The sequence below is a fragment of the Lysobacter oryzae DSM 21044 genome, from assembly GCF_059568595.1.
Genome location: NZ_JCANTQ010000010.1, coordinates 306474 through 329609, shown reverse-complemented (window position 1 = coordinate 329609; position 23136 = coordinate 306474). Strand labels below are relative to the sequence as shown.

At 68.9% G+C, this 23136-nt stretch carries 16 protein-coding genes; 10 read left to right on the top strand and 6 right to left on the bottom strand.

Going from position 1 to position 23136, the window contains the following annotated elements:
- Positions 1-119 precede the first annotated feature (119 nt).
- From BP05_RS07595 to BP05_RS07585, 3 genes are all read right to left on the bottom strand, one after another.
- A complete protein-coding gene (locus BP05_RS07595; protein WP_496362064.1) occupies positions 120-2897 on the bottom strand; it encodes a valine--tRNA ligase in 2778 nt (925 codons plus the stop codon).
- Positions 2898-3025: 128 nt separating this feature from the next.
- A complete protein-coding gene (locus BP05_RS07590) occupies positions 3026-3451 on the bottom strand; it encodes a DNA polymerase III subunit chi (RefSeq protein ID WP_496362062.1) in 426 nt (141 codons plus the stop codon).
- A gap of 13 nt (positions 3452-3464) precedes the next feature.
- A complete protein-coding gene (locus BP05_RS07585) occupies positions 3465-4946 on the bottom strand; it encodes a leucyl aminopeptidase (RefSeq protein ID WP_496362060.1) in 1482 nt (493 codons plus the stop codon).
- A 224-nt stretch (positions 4947-5170) separates the two neighbouring features.
- Between BP05_RS07585 and lptF the strand changes: the two genes are divergently transcribed.
- Both lptF and lptG read left to right on the top strand, forming a co-directional pair.
- Positions 5171-6256, top strand: a complete 1086-nt coding sequence (lptF, locus tag BP05_RS07580) for an LPS export ABC transporter permease LptF (RefSeq protein WP_496362058.1) — start codon at positions 5171-5173, stop codon at positions 6254-6256.
- A 13-nt stretch (positions 6257-6269) separates the two neighbouring features.
- Positions 6270-7370: an LPS export ABC transporter permease LptG gene (gene lptG / locus BP05_RS07575; protein ID WP_496362056.1), complete on the top strand. Its 1101-nt coding sequence runs from the start codon at positions 6270-6272 to the stop codon at positions 7368-7370.
- Between the two features lie 787 nt (positions 7371-8157).
- Here lptG and BP05_RS07570 read toward each other — a convergent pair.
- Entirely contained in the window at positions 8158-8646 is a 489-nt protein-coding gene (locus BP05_RS07570) for an RDD family protein (protein WP_496362054.1), read from the bottom strand.
- A gap of 24 nt (positions 8647-8670) precedes the next feature.
- Between BP05_RS07570 and xerD the strand changes: the two genes are divergently transcribed.
- From xerD to purL, 3 genes are all read left to right on the top strand, one after another.
- Positions 8671-9624, top strand: coding sequence for a site-specific tyrosine recombinase XerD (xerD, locus tag BP05_RS07565; protein ID WP_496362052.1), 954 nt, complete (start codon positions 8671-8673; stop codon positions 9622-9624).
- 154 nt (positions 9625-9778) lie between these two features.
- Positions 9779-10663: a DsbC family protein gene (locus tag BP05_RS07560; protein WP_496362050.1), complete on the top strand. Its 885-nt coding sequence runs from the start codon at positions 9779-9781 to the stop codon at positions 10661-10663.
- A 120-nt stretch (positions 10664-10783) separates the two neighbouring features.
- Positions 10784-14743: a phosphoribosylformylglycinamidine synthase gene (purL, locus tag BP05_RS07555; protein ID WP_496362048.1), complete on the top strand. Its 3960-nt coding sequence runs from the start codon at positions 10784-10786 to the stop codon at positions 14741-14743.
- A gap of 123 nt (positions 14744-14866) precedes the next feature.
- Here the strand turns inward: purL and BP05_RS07550 are convergent, their stop codons facing one another.
- Positions 14867-17710, bottom strand: coding sequence for an HYR domain-containing protein (locus BP05_RS07550; protein ID WP_496362046.1), 2844 nt, complete (start codon positions 17708-17710; stop codon positions 14867-14869).
- A 166-nt stretch (positions 17711-17876) separates the two neighbouring features.
- A complete protein-coding gene (locus BP05_RS07545; protein ID WP_496362044.1) occupies positions 17877-18536 on the bottom strand; it encodes a helix-turn-helix transcriptional regulator in 660 nt (219 codons plus the stop codon).
- A 136-nt stretch (positions 18537-18672) separates the two neighbouring features.
- Here BP05_RS07545 and gspE point away from each other — a divergent pair, with 136 nt between their 5' ends.
- From gspE to xpsI, 5 genes are all read left to right on the top strand, one after another.
- A complete protein-coding gene (gene gspE / locus BP05_RS07540; RefSeq protein ID WP_496362042.1) occupies positions 18673-20394 on the top strand; it encodes a type II secretion system ATPase GspE in 1722 nt (573 codons plus the stop codon).
- A gap of 4 nt (positions 20395-20398) precedes the next feature.
- The gene (gene xpsF / locus BP05_RS07535; RefSeq protein ID WP_496362040.1) at positions 20399-21616 is read left to right on the top strand and encodes a type II secretion system protein XpsF; all 1218 of its coding nucleotides are present in this window, start codon (positions 20399-20401) and stop codon (positions 21614-21616) included.
- A 159-nt stretch (positions 21617-21775) separates the two neighbouring features.
- Positions 21776-22210 (top strand): type II secretion system protein GspG, encoded by a 435-nt coding sequence (locus BP05_RS07530; protein WP_496362038.1) that lies wholly within the window; start codon positions 21776-21778, stop codon positions 22208-22210.
- A 25-nt stretch (positions 22211-22235) separates the two neighbouring features.
- Positions 22236-22703: a type II secretion system protein XpsH gene (gene xpsH / locus BP05_RS07525; protein ID WP_496362036.1), complete on the top strand. Its 468-nt coding sequence runs from the start codon at positions 22236-22238 to the stop codon at positions 22701-22703.
- A complete protein-coding gene (gene xpsI, locus BP05_RS07520; RefSeq protein WP_496362034.1) occupies positions 22700-23134 on the top strand; it encodes a type II secretion system protein XpsI in 435 nt (144 codons plus the stop codon). Before xpsH ends, xpsI begins: the two co-directional genes overlap by 4 nt.
- Positions 23135-23136 lie beyond the last annotated feature (2 nt).

Below are 23136 nucleotides of genomic sequence, written 5' to 3'. Positions count from 1 at the left end.
GGATGTCTCGCACGGGCGGTCGATAACGGGGGCCGTGTTCTCCTTCACCGCAACAGTAGTCGCGGCGTGGCCGGGCGACCGAAGCTCCGGCGGGCAAGGCCGGCACCTGCGGCGCCGAGTCAGCCCAGCTTGGCGCGCTGCGCCTGCAACGCCGACAGTTGGGTGCTCCAGTCGGCCAGGCGCTGGCGCTCCTGCTCGACCACCGCGGCGGGCACCTTGTCGGTGAACTTGCCGAGCTTGGCCTCGCTCTTGTCCTTCTCGCTGGCGACGCGGGCGATTTCCTTGTCCAGGCGCACGCGCTCGGCGGACAGGTCGACCAGGCCCTCCAGCGGCACGAGCAGCTTCAATTCGCCGACGACCGCGGCGGCCGAGGCCGGCGCCTTCTTCGCGTCGGCGATGAAGTCGATCCGCTCGACCTTGGTCAGGAAGCGCAGCTGCGAGTCGAAGCGGCGCGCGCGATCGTGGTCGGCGTGGGTGCCTTCGGCCAGCAGCAGGTTCACCAGCTTGGACGGCGCGACATTGAGTTCGCTGCGGACGCGGCGCAGTGCCGACACCATCGCCTTGAGCCATTCGATGTCGGCTTCGGCCGCGGCATGGTCCGCGCCGGTGAAGTCGGCCGCCTGCGGATACGGACGCAGCATGATCGATTGCTCGGCGATCCCGAGCTTGGGCGCCACGGCCTGCCACAGTTCCTCGGTGACGAACGGGATCAGCGGGTGCAGCAGCGACAGCAGGCGTTCCAGCACGTACAGCAGGGTGTGGCGCGTGCTGTGGGCGGCGGTCGCGTCCTCCCCGTTAAGCGCCGGCTTCGCGAACTCGACGAACCAGTCGCAGAAATCGTTCCAGGCAAATTCGTACAGCGCCTGCGCCAGCAGGTCGAAGCGGTAGGTCGCGAAGTGCTGTTCGGCCTCGGCGGCGGCCTTCGCCAGCTGCGCGAGGATCCAGCGTTCGGCATCGGTCTTCGGCTGCGGCGTGCCGGTGAACTGCGCGCCTTCGGTATTCATCAGCACGAAGCGCGTGGCGTTCCACAGCTTGTTGCAGAAGTTCTTGTAGCCTTCGGCACGGCCGAGGTCGAACTTGATGTCGCGGCCGTGGCCGGCGAGCGCGGCGATGGTGAAGCGCAGCGCGTCGGCGCCGAAGGCGGGGATCCCGTCCGGAAATTCCTTGCGCGTGGCCTTCTCGATCTTCTCGGCCATCTTCGGCTGCATCAGGCCGGTGGTGCGCTTGGCGACCAGGGCGTCGGCGCTGATGCCGTCGATGATGTCGATCGGGTCGAGGATGTTGCCCTTGGACTTCGACATCTTCTGCCCGTGCGAATCGCGCACCAGGCCGGTGATGTACACGTCCTTGAAGGGCACGCGGCCGGTGAAGTGGTCGGTCATGAATATCATGCGCGCCACCCAGAAGAAGATGATGTCGAAGCCGGTAACCAGCACCGACGACGGCACATAGCGGTCGAAGCCGCGTGCGTCCATCAGCGCCTGGTTCGGCCAGCCCATGGTGCTGAACGGCCACAGCGCCGAGGAGAACCAGGTCTCCAGCACGTCGTTGTCCTGGGTCAGCGCGACGTCAACGGCGAGCGCGTGCTTGGCGCGCACCTCCGCTTCGTTGCGGCCCACGTAGAAATTGCCCGCTTCGTCGTACCACGCCGGAATGCGATGGCCCCACCACAGCTGGCGGCTGATGCACCAGTCCTGGATGTTCTCCATCCAGTGGCGGTAGGTGCTGATCCAGTTCGCCGGCACGAATTCGATGTGGCCTTCCTCGACCAGGTCGAGGCCGCGCGTGGCGAATCCGTCCATCGACACGAACCACTGGTCGGTCAGGTAGGGCTCGATCACCTGGTTGGTGCGGTCGCCGCGCGGCACCTGCAGCTTGTGCGGCTTGGTTTCCACCAGCAGCTCCGCGGCCTCCAGGTCGGCGAGCACCGCCTTGCGCGCGACGTAGCGATCCAGGCCGCGATACTTCTCCGGCACGTTGTCGTTAGTCACCGCCTCAGGCGTGAAGATGTTGATCATCGGCAGCTTGTGGCGCTGCCCGACGGCGTAGTCGTTGAAGTCGTGCGCGGGCGTGACCTTGACCACGCCGGTGCCGAACTCGCGGTCGACGTAGGCATCGGCGATTACCGGGATCTCGCGGCCGGTGAGCGGCAGCGTCACCGTCCTGCCGATCAGGTGCGCGTAGCGCTCGTCCTCCGGATGCACCATCACCGCGGTGTCGCCGAGCATGGTTTCCGGGCGCGTGGTGGCCACCACGAGCGTGCCGCTGCCGTCGGTCAGCGGATAGCTGATCGACCACAGGTGCCCGTCTTCCTCTTCGTTGACGACCTCGAGATCGGAGATCGCCGTCTTCAGCACCGGATCCCAGTTGACCAGGCGCTGGCCGCGGTAGATTAGGCCCTGCTCGTGCAGTTTCACGAAGGCCTCGACCACGGCCTCGGCCGCCATCGGGTCCATGGTGAAGGTGCTGCGGGTCCAGTCGCCGGACGTGCCCAAGCGGCGCATCTGCCGCTCGATGGTGTCGCCGGACTGCTGCTTCCATTCCCAGACCTTGCCGATGAAGGCTTCGCGGCCGAGCGAGTCGCGCGTCTCGCCCTTGCCCTCGGCGGCGAGGTTGCGCGAGACCACCATCTCGGTGGCGATGCCCGCGTGGTCGGTGCCCATCTGCCACAGCGTGTCGAAGCCGCGCATGCGGTGGTAGCGGATCAGCGCGTCCTGCAGCGTGTGCTGGAACGCGTGGCCCATGTGCAGCGTGCCGGTGACGTTCGGCGGCGGCAGCAGGATGGTGTAGGGCTCGCCCTGGCCGGTCGGCTTGAATACGCCGCTGCTCTCCCACTGCTGGTACAGGCGGGTTTCGAACTGGGTGGGGTCGTAGCTGGAGGAGAGCGTCTGGGTCATGGCGGCTTCTTGGAAATCTTCTTCCGGACGGGCAGGGCGAGGGTGCACTCGTCCGCCCTTCGGGCAACTTCTTCCGCCAGGCGGGAGAAGGGGTTTGCATGCGGGCTTCCGCGCGATCGCGGAAGCGATTACATGTCGTACTTCTTCACTTCCAGGCCGCGGGACTGGTACTGCTTCCAGCGCTCGCGCAGCGGGCCGCGCGCGGACTCGTCGGCAGGCACGACTTCGAGCACCCGGTCGAACGCGCCGTCGACCGCGGCATCGCGCAGGTTGATCACCAGCGGCCGCAGCGGCGCGTCGGTATCGGGCGCGGCGATGAGCACCGCGGCTTCGTCCTCGTCGCTGTCGGCGCCGGCGATCTGGTGCGGGATGTAGACATCCTCGCCCATGTCCCACAGCAGGTCGTCGAGTTGCTCCGCCTGCGCCGCGTCGCGCGCGAGCACCAGCGTCCACAGCCCCGCGTCGTGCGCCTTGCGCGCGAGTTCGCACACCAGGCGCAGCGGTTCGGCGCGGAAGCGCTCCTTCGCGATCAGGTAGAAATCGGCGCGCGGCACGTCGTCGTCGCGATCAGGCGGCGGCGCGGTCGAGCAGCCACTGGCTCAGCAGGCCGACCGGGCGGCCGGTCGCCATGCCGCGCTTGCCTTCGTCGTTGGCCACGCCGGCGATGTCCAGGTGCGCCCAGCGCTGGCTCTCGGTGAAGCGCGCGAGGAAGCAACCCGCGGTGATCGCGCCCGCCCAGCGGCCGCCGATGTTGTAGACGTCGGCGAAGGTGGAATCGAGCAGCGACTGGTATTCGTCCCACAGCGGCAGGCGCCAGCTGCGGTCGAACACGTTCTCGCCGGCGGCGATCAGCTCGCCCGCGAGGTCGTCGTCCTTCGTCATCAGGCCGGTGGCGTACTTGCCCAGCGCGATCACGCAGGCGCCGGTCAGCGTGGCGACGTCCACCAGCGCCTGCGGTTCGAAGCGCTGCGCGTAGGTGAGCGCGTCGCACAGGATCAGGCGGCCCTCGGCGTCGGTGTTCCCGACTTCGATGGTCTTGCCCGACATCGAGGTGATGACGTCGGACGGACGGTACGAATCGGCGTCGGGCATGTTCTCGACCGCCGGCACGATGACGACGAGATTGATCGGCAGGTGCATGCCGACCGCCGCCACGAACGCGCCCATCACGCTGGCGGCGCCGCACATGTCGTACTTCATCTCCTCGATGCCGCCCTGGGTCTTCAGGTTGATGCCGCCGGTGTCGAAGGTGATGCCCTTGCCGACCAGCACGTAGGGCTTGGCGTCGCCGCCGTTGCTCCACTTCATCACGATCAGCTTGGGCGGATTGGCCGAGCCGCGCGCGACGGCGAGCAGCGAGCCCATGCCCAGCTCCTGCATCTGTGCGCGGTCGAGCACTTCGCAGCTGGCCTTGTCGAAGCGGGCGGTGAATTCCTGCGCCTGCTCGGCGAGGTAGGTCGGGTTGCAGATGTTCGGCGGCAGGTTGCCCAGTTCGCGGGTGAAGGCGACGCCCGCGGCGATGGCCTTGCCGTGGGCGAGCGCAGCCTTGTCGTCGCCACGCACGGACAGGTGCTTGAGTCCGGTTTCCTCGCGGCGCTTGTTCTTGGCGCCGAGGGTGGCGGTGTAGGCGTAGCAGGCGTGGTCGGACACGATCGCGGCCTGGCGCAGGTTCCAGGCCTGGTCGCGGCCCTTCACCTCGAGCTCGCTCAGGGTCAGCAGGGCGCTGGCGACCGGGCCGGCCTTGAGCGCGCGGGCGGCATCGCCCAGCGCCTTGATGTATTGCGGCACCCCGAACTTGGCGGCATCGCCCAGGCCGATCACCAGCACGCGCGGCGCGCTCACGCCCGGCAGGTCATGCAGGAGTGCGGTCTTGCCGGTCTTGCCGCTGATGTCGCCGCGCTCGAGCAGGGCGCGCAGGCGGCCGCCGCTGGCTTCGTCGATGGCCTGGCCCGACGGGCTCAGGCTCTGGTCGGCAAAGGCGCCTACCACGACGCAGTCGGTGGCAACGGTCGCGGCGGCGGCGAGGTTCAGGTCGAATTCGAGGGCCATCCAACAGATTCCGGGGGAAGTAAGAAGGGTTCGGTCTGCAGTCGCGTCCGGCGAAACCGTGCCCGACCCCGCTGGCGTGACGTCAAGGGACTCACCTTAACGGCGCGCCGGTACAATCGCGGATCGGTCGCGACGGCCGGGTTGGCATGAGGCGGTGAAACCGCCTGCCGACCCTGGCCGGACCAAACCACAAGTCTACCAGCCTGCATGAAGCACGCCCCCTGATGCCCAAGCTCGATCGCTACCTGTTCGGCGAATTCGTCCAGTCCACCTTCGCCGCCGGCGTCGTGCTGATGATCGTGGCCTTCGGCGGGGTCTTCACGGACGTCCTGCGCGACATGGCGACCGGCCGCATCCCGGTGGGGATGCTGCTGCCCCAACTCGGCCTGGTGATGCTCAATTGGCTGCCGCTGATCCTGCCCCTGGCGCTGATGCTCGGGTTGATGCTGGGCATCGGCCGCCTGTACCGGGACTCGGAAATGCCGGTGATCGCGGCGATCGGCGTGGGGCCGCGGCGGCTGCTCAAGCCCTTGCTGTTGCTGGTGCTGCCCATGGTCGCCACGGTCGCCGCGTGCTCGCTGTGGCTGGGGCCGTGGGCGGAGCGCGAATCGCGGCAGATGGTGTCCCAGGCCAACCGCAACCTGATCGTCGCCGGACTGGAGCCGGGCGCCTTCACCGAAATGCCAGGCGGCAACGGGGTGATCTTCGTCGGTGCGATGAGCCCCGATGGCAGCCGCTTCAGCCGGATCTTCGTCTACCGGCAGAAGGGCGACCGCCTCGACGTGACCACGTCCAACGACGGCGAAGTCACCGCCGACGAGAACGGCGAGCGCTTCCTGACCCTCAACAACGGCTTCGAGGTCGAGGGGCCGCGCGAGGCCGGCCTGAACTACCGGCTGCTGAGCTACAAGCGCAACGAGGTCGCGTTGCCCGCCGGCGAGTCCAAGTTCGATCCCAACGATCCCGAGTACCTGCCCACCACGCGGCTGTTCGGCGACAAGCGCAGGGAAGCCAATGCGCAGTTGCACTCGCGCATCGCGCCGCCGTTGCTGACCCTGGCGTTCGCGCTGATGGCGGTGCCGCTGGCACGCAGCATGCCGCGCCAGGCGCGCTACGGCCGGCTCATGACCGGCTTCCTCGCCTACATGATCGGCATGAACCTGATGCTCATGGGCACCAAGTGGCTGGAGAAGGGCAAGCTGCCGGCGGAACTGGGCCTGTGGTGGCTGGTGCTGCCGTTGCTGGTGGCCGCGCTGTGGCTGTACTTCACCGACGGCCGCATGACCCGCGCCCAGCGGCCTGCGGCGTGAGGGGCCTGCGCGCATGAAGCCTTTCCCCAAGATCCACGACTTCTACGTCGGCCGCATCGTCTTCGGCACCGTGGTGCTGGTGTGGGCCGTGCTGGTCGGACTCGACCTGATGCTGAGCTTCGTCGGCGAGTTCGGTGACATCGGCAAGGGCAACTACGGCATCACCGCGGCGATCGCCTACATGGCGTACACGCTGCCGCGGCGCCTGTACGAGCTGTTCCCGTACGCCGCCGTGGTCGGCGCGCTGATGGCGCTCGGCCAGCTGGCGGCGTCCTCGGAGCTGACCGCGCTGCGTGCGCTGGGCCTGTCGCGGCGGCGCCTGAGCGTGGCCGTGGCCGGCGCGCTTGCGGTGCTGACCCTGCTGATGGTGATCAGCGGGGAGACCACGGGCCCGTGGGGCGACCGGCGCGCCAACGCGCTGAAGACGTCGGCGAAATCCAAGGACATGATCGTCGCCCGGTATTCCGGCCTGTGGGCGCGCGAAGGCGACGTCATCCTCAACGCCAACGGCGGCGAGGAGCGCGACAACGGCAAGGATCGCTGGCTCGAACTTCACGACGTACGCCTGTACGAGTTCGCCGAGGACGGCCGGCTGAAGTCGCTGGCCCTGGTGAAGATCGCCGAGCACCGGCCCGGCGGGTGGTTGCTGCGCGACGTGACCCGCACGAATTTCAAGGCCCGATCGGTGACCCAGGAGAAGGTGCCCGAGGAGCGCTGGCAGTCGAAGCTGGATGCGGTCGCGTTGACCGCGGGCACCGACAAGCCGCGGTACCTGCCCGCCGGGGAACTGCGCAAGGCGATCGACTATCGCCAGCGCAACAGCCTGGACGCCTCCGAATTCGAGGTCATCTACTGGGGGCGCTGGTTCTATGCGCTGAACATCCTCGCCCTGTGCCTGGCCGCGGTGCCCTTCGCCTTCGGCACGCTGCGCAGCGGCGGCCTCGGCAAGCGCTTGTTCATCGGCATCATCTTCTCGCTGGGCTTCTGGCTGCTGCAGCAGCAGTGCGTGCGCCTGGCGCAGGTCTACCACTTCGACTACCGCGTCGCCTACGTGATGCCGACCGTGGTGATGCTGGCGGTGTCCTGGTTCCTGTTCCGCCGCCGCTCGGGGTGAGCGGCCGCGCTTAGCCGATGCCCTATCGGCATCGGCTGCGGCCGCGAACGCCCCGCCATGGATGGCCGGGCCGGACGATTCGGAGCCGGGGTGTCACGCCATGGAGGGCAACCGTGAATCGATCGAAGCCGAGGCCACCTATCGGCGGCAATTGCAACGGAAGCGGCCCACGCCGCAGGTTGGGCGCGGGCCGGATCGACTGCTCAGCGGTTGATGATGTTCGGGTCGCAGTAGATCGTGCAGCCGTTGTTGCCCGCGTCGATCACCACCACGGTGTGCTTGGCATCCTCGACCGCCGTGTTGCCGTCGATAACGTGCCCGTGCGGTTGCCGTTGCCCTCCCAGCTGGGCTGGTGTCCGGGATCGCGGACGAAGTTGACTCTATTGATCTCGTAGAGCTGGTCGGGAAGGCGCGCATGCACGATCCCTTCGCTCACGGCATGCGCCGCGTTTCCCCAGGCGCAACGCGGGATGCGCGACTGGATGTCAACGGGCGCCTGCGGCTCTGCGGTGCATCTTCCCGAGTCGCGACGCGCTCCGGCGCTGTGCACGACGGGCCATGCCCGCTTGGGCATGCGCACCGCTCGCGTGTTGTCGGCGCGGTCGTGCCGCGCCGCCCCCGGCGTGACACCGCGATGCATCCGACCGCGACGCAGCGCGCGTGGATCCGGCGACTACGACTTGGGGAAACGAATCGGCCGGGTGGCGCTGGCGCGGTCATGCCGCGCCGCCATCGGCGACACGCCGCGATGCATCCGAACGCGTTGCAGCGCGCGCGAATCCAGCGACTACGACTTGGGGAAACGAATCAGCCGGGTGCCGCTGGCACGGTCATGCCAGGCAAGCCGCCCGCTATCGACCCACGCCCACCAGAACCCCAGTCCGCCCGCCAGCAGTGACAGCGTGCCGACGGCATAGCGGATCCATAGTCCCGACCAGGACGGCTTGCCGCCCTCGGCCGCAGCCACGTGCAAACGCCACGGGCGCATGCCCAGCGTCTGTCCACCGCGCCGCCAGCTCAGCGTCGCGTACAGGCCCGCCACCAGCCAGCAGCTGAGCCACAACAACCACCACAACGGCGAATACGCGCGGATGTTCTGGTGCGGATCGTGATGGCCGAGGTAGGTATAGCCGAGCGTGAATGCGGTGGAGATCACCATCCACATCGCAAGCACGGGCCAGAAGTCGTAGACCAGCGCGAGCAGGCGCCAGCCGATCAGCGCGGCGGGCCTGGGAGCGGAAGATGCGTCGGGTGCGGGAGCTGCGGAGGAAGTCATCGCACCAGCATATAAGCTTGCCGCATGAGTCCGCACACTCCCGCCGAACGTCGCACGCAGGCCATGGCGCTGCCGCCGCTGGCCGATGACGATGCGCGCGCGATCCAGGCCTTCCTCGACGCGGCCTGGGCCGAGAGCGGCCTGTCGCGCCAGACCCTCGACAGTTATCGCCGCGACCTGGAAGGAATCGCGCGCTGGCGCGACGGTCGCGGCGGCGGCCTGCCCGCAGCCGATCGCGCGGTGCTGTTCGACTATCTCGCCTGGCGCAGCCGCAACGGCTACTCGCCGCGCAGCAACGCACGCCTGCTCTCGGCGTTGCGCGCTTTCTTCGCCCACCGCGTGCGCAGCGGCGCGCGCGGCGAGGATCCCACCGCACTGCTCGATCCGCCCAAGCTGCCCCGGCTGCTGCCCAAGGCACTGGGCGAAAGCCAGGTCGAAGGCCTGCTGGCGGCGCCCGACGTCGCTTCCCCATCGGGCCTGCGCGATCGCGCGATGCTGGAGCTGATGTATGCCTGCGGCCTGCGCGTGAGCGAACTGGTGAACCTGCCCGCCACCGCGGTCAACCTGCGCCAGGGCGTGCTGCGCGTCACCGGCAAGGGCAGCAAGGAACGCCTGGTGCCCTTGGGCGAGGAGGCGCAGCATTGGCTCGAACGCTACCTTGCGCAGGCGCGGCCGCAACTCGCGGGCAAGCGCGCGCTGGCCTCGTTGTTCCTGAATGCGAATGGCGAGGCGCCAAGCCGCCAGCAGTTCTGGCAACTGGTGAAGCGCTACGCCGTGGTCGCCGGCATCGATCCGGCCAAGGTCAGCCCGCACGGCTTGCGCCACAGCTTCGCCACCCACCTGCTCAACCATGGCGCCGACCTGCGTGCCCTGCAGATGCTGCTCGGGCACAGTTCGCTGTCGACCACGCAGATCTACACGCTGGTCGCGCGCGAGCAGTTGAAGCAGTTGCACGCCAGGCACCATCCGCGCGGGTGAGCCCGGGCTCTCGCGAGCCGAAAATGCCGGTGCGCGCTCCGCCACCGACCGCCGGTCCCGAGCAGGGGCGCCGCCCGTCGCGCCCGTGCGACAATCGCGAAACTCCCTGCGCCGCAGGCGTTCCAACCTTGGTCAACCAACCGCAAGGATTTCCATGAAGCGAGTTCTTTTTGCCCTGATAGGCGCGATCAGTCTGTCGGCCTGCGCGCAGGGGCCCCAGTCGGGTACCGAAGCCGGCAAGGCACCGGGCGCCCAGGCTGCCAGCGCGGGCCAGGCGGCCCCCGGCGCCACGGGCAACGCGCCCAAGGTCGCGGCGGGCACGCCGGACGCACGCGCGATCGCGGCCGTGCACACGCTCAATCCGCGCGTGACCATCGACAGCGTCAAGGCCGCGCCGATCGCGGGTTTCCGCGAAGCGATCGTCCAGGGCCAGGTGGTCTACGTCAGCGATGACGGCCGCTACCTGTTCCTCCCGGGTCCGCAGGGTGCCCTGTACGACGTGACGGCGAAGAAGGACCTGAGCGAGCAGTCGCTCGCGGCGGTGCGCAAGGACCTGCTCAAGAAGATCCCGGTCAGCGAGCGCATCGTCTTCGCGCCGCCGAATCCGAAGTACACGGTCTCGATCTTCACCGACGTCGAGTGCGCCTACTGCCGCAAGTTCCACAGCGAGATCGCCGAGTACAACCGCCAGGGCATCGCGGTGCAGTACATCGCGTTCCCGCGCATGGGCCTGGGCAGCCCCGACCACAAGAAGATGATCGCCGTGTGGTGCGCCCCCGACCGCAAGCGTGCGCTCACCGATGCGAAGAACGATCGCCCGGTGCCGCCGCGCGACTGCAAGAACACGGTCACGATGCAGTACGACATCGGCCAGCGCGTCGGCCTGACCGGCACGCCGATGATCATCGCCGAGGACGGCACCACCGTCGGCGGCTACCTGCCGCCGCAGCGCCTGCGCGAAGCGCTGGACCGCCTGGCCCAGGGCAAGGGCGTGGCCCCGGCCGGTGCAACCGACCCGGTGGCATCGACCGGCGGCTGATCAGGCCTGCAATCGGACATGGGAACGGGGGCTGCGGCCCCCGTTTTCATTGGGGCGCTTCGACCCCCGCCCGCGGCTGCCGCTACAATAGCCGGCCCGTTACCCCACGGTTCCCCGGACATGATGGTCCTCGAGGGCGCGTCTGCCCTGTCTTCGTTCCGCCGCGAACGCCTGCAAGCCCGCCTTCAAGCCGTCCATCCCGACCTGCGCCTGCTCGACGCGTGGTGGACCTACTGGGTCCTCCCCCAGGCCTCGGCCCAGCCCGACCCCGCGATCCTCGCCCGCGTCCTGCAGGGCGGTTTCGACGAGGCGGCCCGCGCCCCGGGCGCGGTTTCCCGCTACGTCACCCCGCGCCTGGGCACGCTGTCGCCGTGGGCGAGCAAGGCGACCGAACTGCTGCAGGGCGCCGGCCAACCGGTCGCACGCGTCGAACGCGGCCTGCGCTATGACCTGGCCGGGTGGCCCGGCGATGCGCCGACGCAGGGCGCGGTGGCCAAGCTGCTGCACGATCCGATGACCCAGTCGCTGCTGGAGGCGCGCGACGATGCCGAGGCGTTGTTCGCGGTGCCCGCGCGCGGTGAGCTGGAGCGCATCCCGCTGGCGGCGCTGGAAGAAGCGAACGGCCGGCTCGGCCTGGCGCTGGCTGACGACGAGATCGCCTACCTGCGCGAGCGCTATGCCGCGCTCGGGCGCGGCCCGTCCGACGTCGAGCTGATGATGTTCGCGCAGGCGAACTCGGAGCATTGCCGCCACAAGATCTTCAACGCGTCGTGGACGCTGGATGGTCGCGAACAGCCGCTGTCGTTGTTCAAGATGATCAAGAACACGCACGCGACCACGCCGCAGTACACGCTGTCGGCATACAGCGACAACGCCGCCGTCGTCGAGGGCTATCCGGCGCGCCGCTTCCGCCCGCGCCCGGATACCCAGGCCTACGCGAGCGAAGCGGAAGTGCCGTCGGCGTTCTGCATCAAGGTCGAGACCCATAACCACCCCACCGCGATTGCACCCTTTCCGGGAGCAAGCACCGGCAACGGCGGCGAGATCCGCGACGAGGGCGCGACCGGCCGCGGTGGTCGTCCGAAGGCCGGCCTATGCGGGTTCTCGGTGTCGCACCTGCGCATCCCGACCCTGCCGCAGCCATGGGAAACCGAGCGCGCGTTGAACCCGCGCATGGCGCCGGCGCTCGAGATCATGCTCGACGGCCCGCTCGGCGGCGCCGCCTTCAACAACGAATTCGGCCGCCCGAACCTCACCGGTTACTTCCGCAGCTTCGAACTCGACGAAGGCGCACACACCCGCGCGTACGACAAGCCGATCATGCTCGCCGGCGGCCTCGGCGCGATGGACCGGATCCAGGTGCAGAAACACTCGCTGCGTCCGGGCGACGCGGTGGTCGTGCTCGGCGGACCGGCGATGCTGATCGGCCTGGGCGGTGGCGCTGCCAGTTCGGTCGCCTCGGGCGAGAGCGCGGAGGAACTCGATTTCGCCAGCGTGCAGCGCGACAACCCGGAAATGGAACGCCGCTGCCAGGAAGTGCTCGACCGCTGCGTCGCCATGGGCGAGGACAACCCGATCGTCAGCGCGCACGACGTCGGCGCCGGCGGCTTGTCCAATGCGATTCCCGAACTGCTGCACGACTCCAGCGTCGGCGGCGTGATCGACCTGGGCCAGGTGCCCGCGGACGACCCCTCGCTGTCGCCGATGCAGCTGTGGTGCAACGAGTCGCAGGAACGCTACGTGCTCGGCCTGCCGGCCGAGCGCATCGCCGAATTCGCCGCCCTGTGCGAGCGCGAGCGCTGCCCGTTCGCGGTGGTCGGCCATGCCACCGCCGAGGAGCACCTGGTCGTCGGTTACGGCGCCACCGTCGCCAATGCGGGCGAGGCCGGCCGCGACTGGCCGATCGACCTGCCCATGGACGTGCTGTTCGGCAAGCCGCCGAAGATGCACCGCGACACCAGGCATCCCAACGCGGCACCGTGGCCCGCGCTGGACTGGAGCGGGATCGGCCTGCGCGATGCCGCGCTGCGCGTACTTGCGCATCCGACCGTCGCGGCCAAGCAGTTCCTCGTCACGATCGGTGACCGCACCGTCGGCGGCCTCACCGCGCGCGACCAGCTGGTCGGGCCGTGGCAGATGCCGGTGGCCGACTGCGCGATCACCCTGGCCGGCTTCGACTCCCACGTCGGCGAGGCAATGGCGATCGGCGAACGCGCGCCGCTGGCATTGCTGGATGCCGCCGCCGCGGCGCGCATGGCCGTAGGCGAGGCGATCACCAATCTCGTCGCCGCGCCGGTGGAATCGCTCGACCGCATCAAGCTGTCCGCGAACTGGATGGCCGCCGCCGGCCACCCGGGCGAGGACGCGCTGCTGTTCGACGCCGTGAAGGCCGTGGGCATGGAGCTGTGCCCCGCGCTCGACCTCAGCATCCCGGTGGGCAAGGACTCGCTGTCGATGCAGGCGCAATGGCATCACGACGGCGAGGCGCACAAGTCGGTGTCGCCGGTGTCGCTGATCGTCAGCGCCTTCGCGCCGGTGACCGACGTACGCGAGCAATTGACGCCGCTGCTGTCGCGCGAGGAAGACTCCGAGCTGTGGTTGATCGGCTTGGGCGCGGGCAGGCAGCGCATGGGCGGCTCGATCCTGGCGCAGTGCTTCCCGGAAGCGGGCGCCGGCGAACTCCCGGCCTTCGCGGGCCGCTCCTCCGACCGCGACGATCCGGCAGTACCCGACCTCGACGATCCGCAGCGCCTGCGCGCCTTCTTCGAGCTGATCCGCGATGGCCGCAGCCACGGCCTGCTGCGCGCTTACCACGACCGCAGCGACGGCGGCGCCTTCGCGACGCTGTGCGAAATGGCGTTCGCCTCGCACGTCGGCCTCGACATCGACCTCGACGGCTGGGGCGACGACCGCGGCAGCGATGCACTGCGCACGCTCTTCAACGAGGAACTCGGCGCCATCGTGCAGATCGCCACCGAGGACCGCGCGGAATTCGCCGACCTGGTCGCGCGCCACGGCCTCATCGACTGCGCGCAGCGCATCGCCCGGCCGACCACCGCGCCGGTGGTCCGCGTGCGCCAGGACGGCGAGGTCCTGGCGGAATGGCGCTGGGAAGAGCTGTTCGACGCCTGGTGGTCGGTCACGCACGCAATGCAGAAGCTGCGCGACAACCCGGCCGCCGCCGACGAGGAACGCGCGGCCGCGCGCGACTTCGCCGCGCCCGGCCTGAAGCCGCGCCTGTCGTTCGATCCGGGCGAGGACATCGCCGCGCCGGTCGTCGACAAGTTGTTCAACATCGGTGGCGCACGGCCGAAGGTCGCGATCCTGCGCGAGCAGGGCGTCAACAGCCAGGTCGAGACGGCCTATGCGTTCGACCGGGCCGGTTTCGAAGCCTTCGACGTGCACATGAGCGACCTGATCAACGGCCGCTTCAAGCTCGACGACTTCGCCGGGCTCGTGGCCTGCGGCGGCTTCAGCTACGGCGACGTCCTGGGTGCCGGCCGCGGCTGGGCGACGTCGGTGCTGGAACGTTCCGCGTTGCGCGAGGCGTTCGCCGCGTTCTTCGCCCGCACGGGCAGCTTCGCGCTGGGCGTGTGCAACGGCTGCCAGATGCTGTCGCAGCTCAAGGACCTGATCCCCGGCGCGGAGCATTTCCCGCAGTTCCTGCGCAACGCCAGCGAGCAGTACGAAGGCCGCGTCGCGCTGCTGGAAGTGGCCGACTCGCCGTCGCTGTTCCTCGCCGGCATGCAGGGCTCGCGCATTCCGGTCGCGGTCGCGCACGGCGAAGGCCGCGCCTCGTTCGACGCCACCGGTGACGCCGCCCGCGTCGCCGTGGCGCTGAACTACGTCAATGGCGACGGCGGCCTTGCCACCACCTACCCGGCCAATCCCAACGGCTCGGCGAATGCCATCGCCGGCCTGTGCAACGACGACGGCCGCGTCACCATCCTGATGCCGCATCCGGAGCGCACGCTGCGCAACGCCAACTTCAGCTGGGCGCCGCGCGACTGGCAGCGCGGCTCGGCGGCCGAGTCGCCGTGGCAGCGCATGTTCCGCAATGCGCGGGTGTGGGTGGGCTAGCTTCCCAGCACTGGGGTCGCTCACCAGCCCGCAGCGCGATCAATCGGGCGTGCGCAAAAAGAAAGAAGCCTGGCCTTTCGGCCAGGCTTCTCCTTTTCCCGGGCGGGGACGGCCCGGGGGGGCTCACTTGAACTTGAACAGTGCCGTCTTGCTGCTGCCGTCCTTCAGCTTGACCTGCAGGATGCGGCACTGGCCGACCCAGCTCTTCTCCGTCTTCCAGACGTAGATGTACTGGCCGGTGCCGGGGTCGAACTGCAGGCTGCTGCTGCCGGCGGTGACGGTTTCCTCGATCGCGTCGCCTTCGGTTGCGCCGCACGCGATCAGGCCCGAAGCAGGGCTCGACTGGAAGATCGCCATGCCCTGGTTGCCGCCCAGGCTGAACTTCACCGGGATGGCGCTGCCCGCCTTGACCGCATTGAGGGTGGGTGAGGCGTCGATCGGCTGGAAGAAGCCGTTGAAGTTGTAGCTCACCACGACCGCGAACGTGCTCGAGGCGCCGTTGCCGCGGCTGTCCTGCGCGCTGCAGGTGACCGTGGTGCTGCCGACGCCAAACACGCTGCCGGACGCGGGCGTGCAGTTCACCGGCACGTTCCCGTCGACCAGGTCGGTCGCGGTGGGCGAGGCGTAGCTGACCGTCGCGCTGGAGTTGCCGCTCGCAATTGCGTTGACGGTGGCGTGCGGGCTGATCGCCGGCGGCGTGGTGTCGCGCACCGTGATCATGAAGCTGCCGCTGGCGCTGTTGCCCGCGTCATCGGTCGCGCTGCAATTCACCGTGGTGGTGCCCAGGACGAAGGTGTCGCCGGACTGCGCGGAGCAGCTCGGGATCACGCTGGCATCGACCGCGTCGCTCGCCGAGACGGTGAAGGCCACCGCCGCGCCGCCGGGGCCCGTGGCTTCGGCGGTGATGTTCGCCGGCAGCGTCAGCGTCGGCGCCGTGGTGTCGACGACCGTCACCGTGAACCCGGACGATGCGCCGTTGCCGCGCGTATCGCTGGCCGTGCAGGTCACCGCCGTGGCACCCAGCGGATAAGTCCCGGGCGTGGCCAGCGCCGGCGCCGGCGTGCAAACGACCGGACGGTTGCCATCGACCAGGTCGCTGGCGGTCGGGGTCGCGTAGGCGAAGGGGGCACCGGCGGCCGACACGGCCTCCAGGGTCTGGTCGCCGGGCACGCCGCTCAACGCCGGCGGCGTCGTGTCCTGCACGGTGACCTTGAACGCGACGCCCAGCGCCTTGTCCTTGGTGCTGTTGCCGCGCGAGTCGGTGGCATCGCACTGCACGGTGGTGTCGCCAAGCGGGAACACCTGCGCCGAGGCCGGCGTGCAGGCTACCGTCACGTGGGCCAGGTCGACGAGGTCGCTGGCCGAAGGCAGGGCGAACGTCACCGCGGCACCGGCGGACGAGGTGGCTTCCGCAGTGAGGTCCGGGCTGACGCTGTCCTTGTCGAATGCCGGCGGCGTGGTGTCATGCACGGCCACGGTGAAGGTGCGTTCCGCGGCAATGTTGCCGTGCCGGTCGGTGGCGTTGCAGGCGACGGTGGTGGTGGGACCCGGGCTGTTGATCGGGAACACCGAACCGGAAGCCGGAGCGCAATCGGCTCCCTGTTCGCCGTCCACGGCGTCCTCGGAGGTCACCGCGAAGTCCGCCGGCGCGCCATCGGGGCCGGTCGCCTCGACCGCGACCGACTCCGGCACCTGGATGGTGGGCGCCGTGGTGTCGACGACACTGACGGAGAAGCCCGCGCTGCCTTCATTGCCGGCCGAATCCCAGGCGCGGCACAGCACCGGTGTCACCGCATCGAGCGCGAACAGGGCGCCCGGCGGCGGTTCGCACAGGAAATACTCGCTCAGGTTGACGATCGGCAGGTTGCCGTCGACGTTGTCGAAGGCGGAAACCACATAGCCCTCGTTGGCACCGACGGTGGCACCGTCCTTCGAGCTCGCTTCGGCCGTGATGAGGCCGCCAGCGGGCACGCTGATCGCCGGCCTGGTGATGTCATGCACGAAGATCGCGCATTCCGCGGTCGACTTCGCGCCGGAATGATCGGTCACGGTCAGCTTGAACGGGATGTAGCCGTCCTGGCCGAAACCCAGCGCGGGTGCGTTGAAGCTGACCACGGGCGTGTTCCAGGTGGCGACGCCCGGCACTTCCGGGAAGCCCACCAGTTGTTCCCAGGCATAGCTGGCGATGCCGTCGTCACTGTCGCTCGAACCGCTGGCGTCGAAGGTGTGCGACTGGCCCTCGTTCAATTCGAAGCCGCCGTTCGGGCAATACAGCGCGGCGGCGGGACCGTTGTTGGTCCAGGACACGTTGACGTGGACGACGTCGGAATTGCTCAGCGATCCGTCCGACACGGTGAGCCGGAACGTCAGCACGGTGCTGGCGGCGAGGTCCGGCGCGACGAAGGTCTTGATCGCCGGGTTGGCGGTGGACGCGAGGGTCACCGCCGGTCCGGCGGTCTGCAGCCACGCGTAGCTGAGACTGCTGCGCTCGGGATCCCATGATCCGGTGCCGTCGAGCGTTACCAGCGTGCCCTCGGTGGCCGACGTGGGGGAGGCGGCCGGCACGGCATGCGGAGCGGTATTGACGACCACGTCGTGCGCGTTGGTGATGGTGATCGGAATGTCTTCCGAATCGCTGCCGGGGCAGCCGGCCTGGGTCACGGTCAGGCGCAGCGTCACCTGGACGCTGGTGGTGACGTCGGGCGGGGTGAACTGCACCTGCTCGTTGTTGGCGTTCGTCAGGCTGCCCGCAGGCGTGCCTACGAACGTCCACTGGAACAACCCGCCTTGGTTCGCCTTCGGCTTGGACGGCTGGCCGTTGATCGTGACCGTGTTGATCCCCCAGCCGCCACCGGTGAGCGGAAGGAAGTCCGGCATCGTCAGCGAGTTGGGATTGATCCTGGCCTCGGGCGTCTCGCAAGTAGGCGCGGGCGGCGCCGCGTGCGCCGCCATCGGCAACGCGAACATGGCAGCAACGGCGAGACAGCAAGGCCACACCCGCGACGCGGGCGTCCATCGAGATTTCATGAGAGTCCCCCTTGGGCACGCCCCCGCGCGCCCGGTATCGCACGCTAGGCAGTCGCGGCAGGCACCGTCATCACCCACGTGGGGTAGGCGCGGCCGGGCGGTCGAATCAGGCGCCCGACCGGTGCGCCACCAGGGCCACCAGGCCGGCCTGGGTGTGGGTCCCCGTTTTCTGCATCGCCGCCTTCAGCTGCGTGCGGATGGTATGCACGGATTTGCCGGCGGAGCGGGCGAGGTTCTCGACGGAACCCATCGCGCATAGCCCCAGCGCGGCTTCGGCCTCCTTGCGGGTGAGCCGGAACTCCGTGCACAGCTGCTGCATGCCGCGCGCCGCTGAAGCGGATTCGCGCAACTCGAGCATCAGCACCTTCGAAACCGGCAGGTCATGGCTGGCGCCGAATTCGAGCAACTGCACGCATGCACTGGCGGGATCGGTGGGCGAGGGCAGTGCCACCTCCTGCGGATGCCCGGGTCCGAGCGCACAGGCTCTGGCGATCGCCTGAGCCATGGCCTGGGCGCGCGCCGGAGCGGTGCTCAGCAGCCCATCGCGTATGCGCAGTTCCGGATGGATGCTGAGCCGATGGCGTGCCGCCGCATTCGCATGCCACACCTGCAGCGGCTCGCCCGGCAGGAGCAGCACGATGGGTTGCAGCAGCAGGTCGAGCGTCGCCGCCAGCGCGCGTGCGCGTGCGATCCAGCGCAGCTGGTCGGGATGTTGTTCCCGGCGTAACCGGCGTTCCACCGCCCGGCCCGCAACCTGATCGTCCATCTCGATCCTCCCCCAAGGATTGCGCCCCACGATAGCGCGGGCTTCGGGCCGGTGCGACCGTGCGGCGCGAGTGCACCGGACTTATCCGCTGCGCCTGTTAAAGTCGGCTCCCCGAACAGGAACGGCCCGGACGAACGTGAACGCGGCAGTCGCCAACGACACCACCTCGGATCCCGGCATCGACGAGCGCATCGTCGCGGCGCTGCTGGAAAAGGGTCGCCTCAAGGACGCGGATCTCGCCCGCGCGCGGCGCCTGCAGGAAGAAGCCGGCGGCAGCCTGCTGTCGCTGCTGACTCGGCTGGGCCTGGTCTCCGAGCGCGACCACGCCGAGACCGTCGCCAGCGTGCTCGACCTGCCGCTGGTCAGCGCCAAGGACGCGCCCGAGTTGCCGCCGGAAGGCGTGGCCCTCACCAGCAAGTTCATGAAGCAGTTCCATGTCTGCCCGGTCGCCGAAAGCGAACGCAGCGTGGACGTGCTGATGGCCGACCCGCAGGACGCCTACCTGCTCGATGCCGTGCGCCTGGCCACCGGACGCGAGGTGCGGCCGTTGGTGGCGCTGCGTTCGGAGATCGACGACCTGGTCGAGCGCTGGCACGGCCAGGGCCGCAGCGCGATGGGCGCGATCGTCGAGACCGCCGAAGGCGAAGGCGCGGGCGACCTCGAGGACGTCGAGCACCTGCGCGACCTGGCGTCGGAAGCGCCGGTCATCCGCCTGGTCAACCTGATCATCCAGCGCGCGGTCGAACTGCGCGCGTCCGACATCCACATCGAACCGTTCGAGAACCGCCTCAAGGTGCGCTACCGCATCGACGGCGTGCTCGAGGAAGGCGAATCGCCGCCCGCCAACCTCACCGCCGCGGTGATCTCGCGCGTCAAGATCATGGCCAAGCTCAACATCGCCGAGCGCCGCCTGCCGCAGGATGGCCGCATCATGCTGCGCGTGCAGGGCAAGGAGCTCGACCTGCGCGTGAGCACCATGCCGACCTCGCACGGCGAGTCGGTGGTGATGCGCCTGCTCGATCGCGAGACCGTGGTCTTCGACTTCAAGAAGCTCGGTTTCACCGACAACTTCCTGCCGCAGTTCCAGCACGTGCTGGAGCAACCGCACGGCATCCTGCTCGTTACCGGCCCGACCGGCTCGGGCAAGACCACCACGCTGTACACGGCGCTGAGCAAGCTCAACACCCCCGACGTCAAGATCATCACCGTCGAGGACCCGGTCGAATACCAGATCGAGGGCATCAACCAGATCCAGGCCAAGCCGCAGATCGGGCTGGATTTCGCCCACGCATTGCGGTCGATCGTGCGCCAGGACCCGGACATCATCATGATCGGCGAAATGCGCGACCTCGAGACCGCGCGAATCGCGATCCAGTCCGCGCTCACCGGCCACCTGGTGCTGTCGACCCTGCACACCAACAATGCCGCCGGCGGCATCACCCGCCTGCTCGACATGGGCGTCGAGGATTACCTGCTGACCTCGACGATCAACGGCATCCTCGCCCAGCGCCTGGTGCGCCGGCTGGAGCCGACGCATGCCGAGCGTTATCCCGCCTCGCCCGAGGAAATCGAGAAGTTCGGCCTGCGCAAGTACCAGCCGCAGGGCGAGATCTACCTGTACCACCCGCGTGCCTCGGCGCTGGCGCCGACCGGCTACCTCGGACGGACCACGATCATGGAATTCCTGGTCATGAACGACGAGCTCCGCCGCGCGGTGATGCGCCACGCCGGCATGGGCGAGATCGAACAGATCGCGCGCCAGCACGGGATGCGCACGATGTACGAGGACGGCATCGTCAAGGCGCTCGCCGGCGAGACCACGATCGAGGAAGTCCTGCGCGTGACCGAGGACGCCTGACCGCATGGCGCTCTACCACTACCAGGCGTTGAATGCGCGCGGCGAACTGCTCGACGGCCAGATGGAAGCCGCCAGCAGCGCCGAAGTGGTCGCGCGCCTGCAGGAACAGGGACATCTGCCGGTCGAAGCCAAGCTCGCCAGCGAGGCCCGCGGGGCTGCGATCTGGAAGGGTTTGTTCAAGGCCAAGCCCTTCGCCGGCGCGCGCCTGGTGCAGTTCACCCAGCAACTGGCGACGCTGCTCGGCGCCGGGCAACCGCTCGACCGCGCCCTGGGCATCCTTCTCGAACTGCCCGAGGACGAGGCCGCCAAGCGTACCGTCGCCGACATCCGCGATGCGGTGCGCGGCGGCAGCTCGCTGTCGACGGCGCTGGATCGCCAGCACGGCACCTTCTCGCGCCTCTACATCAACATGGTCCGCGCGGGCGAAGCCGGCGGCAGCCTGCACGAGACGCTGTCGCGGCTGGCCGACTACCTCGAGCGCGCGCGCGCCTTGCAGGGACGCCTGATCAACGCCCTCATCTATCCGGCGATCCTGTTGGTGATGGTTGGGCTCAGCCTGCTGTTCCTGCTCGGCTATGTGGTGCCGCAGTTCGCGGTGATGTACGAAAGCCTGGATGCCGAATTGCCGATGTTCACCAAGATCGTGCTGGGCATTGGCCTGTTCGTGCGCGACTGGTGGGTGCTGCTGCTGATCGTTCCCGCGGCCGCGCTGTGGTGGCTCGACCGCAAGCGCCGGGAAGCCGCGTTCAGGGAGAAGTTCGACGCATGGCTGCTGCAGCGCCGCTTCGCCGGTGCGCTGGTCGCCAAGGTCGAAACCGCGCGCCTGGCGCGCACGCTGGGCACGCTGGTGCGCAACGGCGTGCCATTGCTGACCGCGCTGGGCATCGGGCGCAACGTGCTCGGGAACCGGGTGCTGGCCGCGGATGTCGAAACCGCTGCGGAAGAAGTGAAGAACGGTGTCGCGCTGTCCACGGCGCTGGCGCGCGGCAAGCGCTTCCCGCGGCTGGCGCTGCAGATGATCTCGGTCGGTGAGGAATCCGGCGCGCTCGATGCGATGCTGGTGAAGACCGCCGAGACGTTCGAGCAGGAAACCGCGCTGAGCCTGGACCGCATGCTCGCCGCCCTGGTGCCGGTGGTGACCGTGGTGCTGGCGGGCGTCATCGGCATCGTGGTGATGTCGGTGCTGCTGCCGCTGTACGACCTCACCAATGCGATCGGGTGAAGCGGGCGATTCGCGGCACTGCCGCGCGGCCTGCAGTGACCGGGCGGAGGCCGATTCCGCCACCGCGGCGCGCAGTGAAACAACGCAATACGCTTCGTCCTACCATTGAACCAACAGCCGCGGGCCCGGCTCCCGAAACTTCCTAAAGTGGAATTCACCATGAGCAAGCTGCGTTCGAATCCCCGTTTTGCCAGTGCCGCCAAGCAACGCGGCATGAGCCTCATCGAGATCATCATCGTTATCGTGCTGATCGGCGCGGTATTGACCTTCGTCGGCAGCCGCGTGATCGGCGGCAAGGATCGCGGCGACTACAACCTCGGCAAGTCCGCGGTGCAGACGCTGGCCGGCAAGATCGAGTCCTTCCGCATGGACACCGGGCGCCTGCCGAACTCGCTGGACGAACTGGTGACCGCGCCGGGCGATGCCAGCGGCTGGCTCGGCCCGTACGCGAAGGCGACCGAGCTGAAGGATCCGTTCGGCCATCCGTACGAGTACCACGTGCCGGGCGAGAACGGCGATTTCGACCTGGTGTTCCTCGGCAAGGACGGCAAGCCGGGCGGCACCAGCACGGACGCCGACTTCAAGTTCGAGTAAGGCGGATCGCTCCGGGATCCAACGCATGAGGCGGCAGATGCGGCGCAACGCACACGGAGTCTCCTTGCTGGAGATGCTGCTGGTGATCGCCCTGCTGGCCGCCATCAGCGTGGTCGCCGCCGGCGTGCTGACCGGCGGTTTTGCCGGCATGCAGTTGCGCAGCGAGGCCCGGCAGCTGGGTGCACAACTGCGCTACACGCGCACGCAGGCGATCGCGACCGGACAGCCGCAGCGCTTCACCATCGATCCGGAGCAGCGCACGTGGACGGCGCCCAACAACCGCCATGGCGAGATCCCGGAAAAGCTGGGCATACGCTTCGTCGGCGCACGCGAGGTGCAGCCACGGCGCGGCGAGGGTGCGATCGTGTTCTTTCCCGATGGCGCATCGACCGGCGGTCGCGTCCAGTTGAGCGCGAAGCGCGCGGCGATGAACATCGACGTGACCTGGCTGACCGGCGAGGTGCGCCTGAAGCGCGGCGAGGTGGAGCGATGAAGGCAGGCCCGGCCCGCGGCCGCCAACGCGGCTACACGCTGATCGAGGTGATCGTCGCCTTCGCGTTGCTCGCGGGCGCGCTGACCTTGCTGCTGGGTACGCTGTCGGGCGCGGCGCGGCAGGTGCGTGGCTCCGCCGACGCAGGCCGGGCCGCGTTGTACGCACAGTCGTTGATGGCGGAAGTCGGGGTCGGCGAGCCGCTCCAGCCTGGGTCGAAGAACGGCGAATTCGAGGACGGCCGCTACCGTTGGGCCCTGGACATCCAGCGCTGGACCGATCCGGCGCGCCCGGGCAATGCCGCCGCCGATCCGGCCGCACCGGCCCTGCTAGAAGTGCGCCTGGGCATCGAATGGGGCGACGGCGGCCCATCGCGGCGACTGCTCCTGCGTTCGCTGCGCCTGGTGCCAGCCTCCGTGCAGACGGGGCTATGACC

Coding starts and splice junctions, on each gene's coding strand:
- BP05_RS07595 (WP_496362064.1), bottom strand. CDS start 2,897: ATGACCCAGACGCTCTCCTCCAGCTACGACCCCACCCAGTTCGAAACC.
- BP05_RS07585 (WP_496362060.1), bottom strand. CDS start 4,946: ATGGCCCTCGAATTCGACCTGAACCTCGCCGCCGCCGCGACCGTTGCC.
- lptF (WP_496362058.1), top strand. CDS start 5,171: ATGCCCAAGCTCGATCGCTACCTGTTCGGCGAATTCGTCCAGTCCACC.
- lptG (WP_496362056.1), top strand. CDS start 6,270: ATGAAGCCTTTCCCCAAGATCCACGACTTCTACGTCGGCCGCATCGTC.
- BP05_RS07570 (WP_496362054.1), bottom strand. CDS start 8,646: ATGACTTCCTCCGCAGCTCCCGCACCCGACGCATCTTCCGCTCCCAGG.
- xerD (WP_496362052.1), top strand. CDS start 8,671: ATGAGTCCGCACACTCCCGCCGAACGTCGCACGCAGGCCATGGCGCTG.
- BP05_RS07560 (WP_496362050.1), top strand. CDS start 9,779: ATGAAGCGAGTTCTTTTTGCCCTGATAGGCGCGATCAGTCTGTCGGCC.
- purL (WP_496362048.1), top strand. CDS start 10,784: ATGATGGTCCTCGAGGGCGCGTCTGCCCTGTCTTCGTTCCGCCGCGAA.
- BP05_RS07550 (WP_496362046.1), bottom strand. CDS start 17,710: ATGTTCGCGTTGCCGATGGCGGCGCACGCGGCGCCGCCCGCGCCTACT.
- BP05_RS07545 (WP_496362044.1), bottom strand. CDS start 18,536: ATGGACGATCAGGTTGCGGGCCGGGCGGTGGAACGCCGGTTACGCCGG.
- xpsF (WP_496362040.1), top strand. CDS start 20,399: ATGGCGCTCTACCACTACCAGGCGTTGAATGCGCGCGGCGAACTGCTC.
- BP05_RS07530 (WP_496362038.1), top strand. CDS start 21,776: ATGAGCAAGCTGCGTTCGAATCCCCGTTTTGCCAGTGCCGCCAAGCAA.
- xpsH (WP_496362036.1), top strand. CDS start 22,236: ATGAGGCGGCAGATGCGGCGCAACGCACACGGAGTCTCCTTGCTGGAG.
- xpsI (WP_496362034.1), top strand. CDS start 22,700: ATGAAGGCAGGCCCGGCCCGCGGCCGCCAACGCGGCTACACGCTGATC.